General features: G+C 70.5%; 4 protein-coding genes and 2 pseudogenes. 3 read left to right on the top strand and 3 right to left on the bottom strand.

Annotated elements, in window-relative coordinates:
• The 3 genes and pseudogenes from D180_RS08980 to radC form a co-directional block, all read right to left on the bottom strand.
• Window positions 1-413 (bottom strand): annotated as a pseudogene (locus D180_RS08980) (sporulation protein); the annotation flags it as partial.
• 15 nt (window positions 414-428) lie between these two features.
• Window positions 429-2117: an arginine--tRNA ligase gene (gene argS / locus D180_RS08975; protein WP_017912528.1), complete on the bottom strand. Its 1689-nt coding sequence runs from the start codon at window positions 2115-2117 to the stop codon at window positions 429-431.
• Between the two features lie 203 nt (window positions 2118-2320).
• Window positions 2321-2995, bottom strand: coding sequence for a DNA repair protein RadC (gene radC, locus D180_RS08970; protein ID WP_017907879.1), 675 nt, complete (start codon window positions 2993-2995; stop codon window positions 2321-2323).
• A 96-nt stretch (window positions 2996-3091) separates the two neighbouring features.
• On the opposite strand from radC, the gene coaBC reads away from it, so the two are divergent.
• From coaBC to D180_RS08955, 3 genes and pseudogenes are all read left to right on the top strand, one after another.
• On the top strand, window positions 3092-4369 hold the full coding sequence (coaBC, locus tag D180_RS08965) for a bifunctional phosphopantothenoylcysteine decarboxylase/phosphopantothenate--cysteine ligase CoaBC (RefSeq protein WP_193313915.1): 1278 nt from the start codon (window positions 3092-3094) through the stop codon (window positions 4367-4369).
• Complete coding sequence (dut, locus tag D180_RS08960; RefSeq protein ID WP_017907877.1) at window positions 4366-4836, top strand: dUTP diphosphatase; 471 nt, start codon at window positions 4366-4368, stop codon at window positions 4834-4836. The genes coaBC and dut overlap by 4 nt, the downstream gene beginning before the upstream one ends.
• Before the next feature lie 15 nt (window positions 4837-4851).
• Window positions 4852-5120, top strand: a pseudogene (locus tag D180_RS08955) (phosphomannomutase/phosphoglucomutase); the annotation flags it as partial.

The raw sequence follows: 5120 nt of genomic DNA, 5'->3' as shown, positions 1-5120 counted from the left end.
GCCGTGCCTGCAGCGGCCTGCGCCTTGGCCTGGCGAATGGCCTCGGCGCGCGCGCTGGCGGCCAGTTCGGCGTCGGACATCTGCACTTCCTTGCCGGGCAGCAGGGTGTAGAAGTCGTACTGGGTCTGCGCGTCCTTCTTCGCTTCCGGCTTGGTGCTGCCGGCCGCGTTGGCGGCGGGCTTGGGCAGGTCCGGGGCCGCATCGACGTCGGCATCGGCCACCGGCGCCGGTTGCGCATCCGGATTGGCGCGCGGGCCGCCCACGCGCAGGAAGTCGCCGTCCTTCTTGAACAGCCCTGGCGCGCCGAGGAATACCACCGCGGCGATCGCCGCGCCGGCGATCAGCCACACCCACCCGGGCGTGCCGTTGCCGCTGTTGCGCCGGGCCTGGGTCTTACCGCGTCGTGCTGCCATTTACCGCTTCTCCACTCACATTTTTTCCGGGGCCGAGACGCCCAGGAGATTCAGACCGTTCGCCAGCACCTGCTGCGCCGCCACCGCCAGGGTCAGCTTGGCGTTGCGTTCGCCGGCGTCGTCCACCAGCACCGGGGTGCCGTGGTACCAGGTGTGGAAGGCCGTCGCCAGTTCGCGCAGGTATTGCGCGATCAGATGCGGCTCCAGCGCATGCCCCGCATTCTCCACCACTTCCGGGTAGCGCGAGAGTTCCTGCATCAGTTCCAGCGAGGTCGCGTCGCTGAGCCGGTTCAGTTGCGCCTGGCCATCGGCCTGGTCGAAGTCCAGCTTCTTCTCCTGCGCCTGGCGAAGCAGGCTGCACACCCGGGCATGCGCGTACTGCACGTAGAACACCGGGTTGTCGTTGCTCTGCTGGCGCGCCAGGTCGATGTCGAAGGTGAGCTGGGAATCGGGCTTGCGCGCGATCAGGAACCAGCGCGTGGCGTCGCGGCCGGCTTCCTCGATCAGGTCGCGCAGGGTCAGGTAGCTGCCGGCGCGCTTGGACAGCTTCACTTCCTCGCCGCCGCGCATCACCGTGACCATCTGGTGCAGCACGTACTCCGGCCAACCCTTGGGGATGCCCAGGTCCATCGCCTGCAGGCCGGCACGCACGCGCGCCAGCGAGCCGTGGTGGTCGGCGCCCAGTTCGGTGATGGCGCGCACGTAGCCGCGCTGCCACTTGCTCAGGTGGTAGGCCACGTCCGGCACGAAGTAGGTGTAGCTGCCGTCGGACTTGCGCATCACGCGGTCCTTGTCGTCGCCGAAATCGGTGGATTTCAGCCACAGCGCGCCGCCCTCTTCGTAGGTATGGCCGGAGGTGATCAGCTTCTGCACCGCCTCCTCGACCTTGCCGTCGCGGTACAGCGAGCTTTCCAGGAAGTAGATGTCGAAATCCACGCCGAACGCGGCCAGGTCGTGGTTCTGCTCGTTGCGCAGATAGGCCACGGCGAAGCGGCGGATCGCATCGAGGTCCTGCGGATCCTTGGCGCCGGTGACCACATGGCCTTCCAGGTCGACCGCGGCGCCGGCCATGTAGGCGTCGGCCACGTCCTGGATGTAGTCGCCGCGGTAGCCTTCTTCCGGCCAGTCGGGGCTGTCGGGCGTCTTGCCCAAAGCGCGCGCCTGCACCGAGCGCGCCAGGTTCTCGATCTGGTTGCCGCCGTCGTTGTAGTAGAACTCGCGCTTGGCGTTCCAGCCGTTGGCCTCGAGCAGGCGCGCCAGGCAGTCGCCGATGGCCGCAGCGCGGCCGTGGCCGACGTGCAGCGGCCCGGTCGGGTTGGCCGAGACGTACTCCACGCCCACGGTGCGGCCGTTGCCGACCAGGCTGCGGCCGTAGTCCTCGCCCTGCTTGAGCACCGCCAGCACCTCGCGCTGGTAGGCGCCGGGACCGAGATGGAAATTGATGAAGCCGGGGCCGGCGATCTCGACCTTGCTGACGTCGTCGTTGGCCGGCAGCGCGTCCACCAGCTGCTGGGCGAGGGCGCGCGGATTGGTGCGCGCGGCCTTGGCCAGCAGCATCGCCGCGTTGGTGGCGAAGTCGCCGTGCTCGCGGGTCTTGGGCCGCTCGACCACGAAGTCCGGCGGCAGGGTGTCGGCCGGCAGGGTGCCATTGGCGCGCAAGGCTTCGATGCCTTGACCGATCAGGGCGCGGAGTTGGGATTTCACGAGATCTCTGCTTGAAGCGCGGAACCGGCGATTTTACCCGACCCGCCGCCTCCCGGCCCGTCCCGGGTTCAGCCCGACCTCAGCCGCGACGCCGCGACCAGCATGCGCCTGGGGCCTGGGCCGGCTGACCGCCCGCGTGGCCTGGAGCCGGCCTTGCCGGGATCGGCGTCCGGCGACATGGCACGCCCAGCCGCCGCTTCGGTTCAGGCCCAGCCGCGCGATGCCATCGAGACAGGCACGCCGTCGCCGACGATGAAGTGGTCGAGCAGGCGCACGTCGATCAGGTCCAGCGCCTGTTTCAGCCGCTCGGTGACGGCGCGGTCGGCGGGCGAGGGTTCCGGGTTTCCGGACGGGTGATTGTGGCCGATGATCACAGCGGCGGCGTTGAGCGTGAGCGCACGCCGCACCACCTCGCGCGGATGCACCTCGGCGCCGTCCAGCGTGCCCTGGAACAGTTCCTCGAACGCCAGCCAGCGGTGCCGGGTGTCCAGGAACAGCGCGGCGAACACCTCGTACGGCCGCGCCCGCAGGCGCTGCGCGAAGTAGCGGCCGGCGGTGATCGGATTGCTGAGGGTGTCGCCGCGCTGCAGTTCCGCGGCCAGGTGGCGCTGGCCCAGTTCCAGCGCCGCCGACAGCTGGCAGGCCCGCGCCGGGCCCAGCCCGGGCAGGCGCACCAGGTCGCCGGGCGATCGGTCCAGCAGCGTGCGCAACGGCCCGTGCCGCTGCAGCAGGTCGCGCGAGGTGCGCACCGCGTCGCTGCCGGGCAGGCCGGAGCCGAGAAAGATCGCCAGCAGTTCGGCGTCGGAAAGGGCCCGGGGACCGCGTGCCAGCAGCTTTTCCCGGGGACGTTCTTCGCAGGGCCAGTCGGAGATGTGCATATCGCCAGGGTGCCGGCCGACATGGCGCAACGGTATCAGGCCGCCAAAAACCATCGGGTAAGCTAATCGTCCTTGTATGGGTAGGACATTCCCGACGTGACCGCGATTTTCGAGAGGCCCCTGCCGGGGCGACGTGTGCTGTTGTGCGTCGGCGGGGGAATCGCCGCCTACAAGGCGCTGGAACTGGTGCGGCGCCTGCGCGACGCCGGCGCCGAGGTGCAGGTGGCGATGACCGCCGGCGCGCAGCAGTTCGTCACCCCGCTGAGCTTCCAGGCGCTGTCCGGCCATCTCACCCGCACCACGCTGTGGGACAGCGGCGCCGAGCAGGCGATGGGTCACCTGGAACTGGCCCGCTGGGCCGAGCAGGTGGTGGTGGCCCCGGCCACCGCCGACCTGCTGGCGCGCCTGGCGCACGGGCTGGCCGACGACCTGGTGGGCACGCTGTGCCTGGCCAGCACCGCACCGCTCACCGTGTGCCCGGCGATGAACCACCGCATGTGGCTGCATCCGGCCACCCAGGCCAACATCGCCACCCTGCGCGCGCGCGGCGCACAGGTGGTCGGCCCGAACGATGGCCCGCTGGCCGAAGGCGAGTCCGGCCCCGGTCGCCTGGCCGAACCGGAGCAGATCGTCGCCGCGCTCGTTGGGCGCACCGACCAGAGCGCCGCATCGGCCAAGCCGGCCGCGGCTGCCGTCCCGGCGCGTTCCGGCGCTGGCACCGGCACTGCTGCCCTGCGCGGCCTGCGCGTGGTGATCAGTGCCGGCCCCACCTACGAAGACCTGGATCCGGTGCGCTACCTGGGCAACCGCAGCAGCGGCAAGATGGGCTATGCGCTGGCCGCGGCCGCGGTCCGGCAGGGCGCCGAGGTGGTGCTGGTCAGCGGCCCGGTGCATTTGTCTACGCCCGACGGCGTGCAGCGCATCGATGTGCGCTCGGCCGCGCAGATGCGCGAGGCGGTGCTCGGCGCGTTGCCGGCGGACATCTATATCGGCACCGCCGCGGTCGCCGATTACACGCCAAAACAGGTGGCGGCGCAGAAGATCAAGAAGAGCGGCGAGACCCTGACCCTGGAGCTGACCCGGACCCCGGACATCCTGGCCGAGGTCGCCGCGCAGACCCAGGCGCTGAAGCTGGTGGTCGGCTTCGCCGCCGAGACCCACGACATCGAGCGCTATGCCCGTGGCAAACTCGCCGACAAGCACCTGGACCTGATCGTGGCCAACCGGGTGGGGGTGGCCGGCAACGGCTTCGAGAGCGACCAGAACGCGGCCACCGCCTATTGGCAGGATGGCGAACGCGACTTCCCGGCGGTCTCCAAGACGCAGCTGGCCGAACAACTGCTGGACCTGATCGCGCAGAGGCTGCACGCATGAGCACTCCCACGCCCTATCCGCTGCAGGTGAAGCTGCTGGATCCGCGCTTCGGCGACAGCTGGCCGCTGCCCGACTACGCCACCGAAGCCAGCGCCGGGCTCGACCTGCGCGCGGCCACCGAGGCGCCGCTAACCCTGGCGCCGGGCGACACCGCGCTGATCCCCAGCGGCCTGTCCATCTACATCGCCGATCCGCAGCTGTGCGCGGTGGTGCTGCCGCGCTCGGGCCTGGGCCACCGCCACGGCATCGTGCTCGGCAACGGCACCGGCCTGATCGACGCCGATTACCAGGGGCCGCTGCTGATCAGCGTCTGGAACCGCGGCCGCGAGGACTTCACCATCGCCCCCGGCGACCGCATTGCGCAGCTGGTGGTGATGCCGGTCGTGCGTGTCGCCCTGCAGGTGGTGGATACTTTCGCCGACAGCGCCAGGGGAACGGGTGGATTCGGCCATACCGGAGTGCGCTGACAGGGGATCGTCTGCATGAGCGAGGCAACACAAGCGCGGCCGGTGCCGCAGGGTTTGCGCAAGGTGGCGCCTCTGCTGACGGTGCTGCTGGTGCTGTTGGTGGTCTGGTTCGGCTGGAGCGGGGTCGAGCAATGGCGCGCCGAGCAGGCCGCCGCCACCCTGGAGCAGGCGCGCGATGCCGCGGTGACGCAGACCCAGCAGGCGCTGGCGGGCGTGGGCAAACGCCTGTCCGAACGCCTGCAGCAGCCGGCCGTGCAGGCGGCCCTGCGCCGCGGCGACGCCGC

It is taken from the genome of Xanthomonas sp. SHU 166 (genome assembly GCF_000364685.1).
Lineage (GTDB): Bacteria > Pseudomonadota > Gammaproteobacteria > Xanthomonadales > Xanthomonadaceae > Xanthomonas_A > Xanthomonas_A sontii.
The sequence above is the reverse complement of the archived record's forward strand: the minus strand, read 5'-3'. Positions and strand labels throughout refer to the sequence as shown.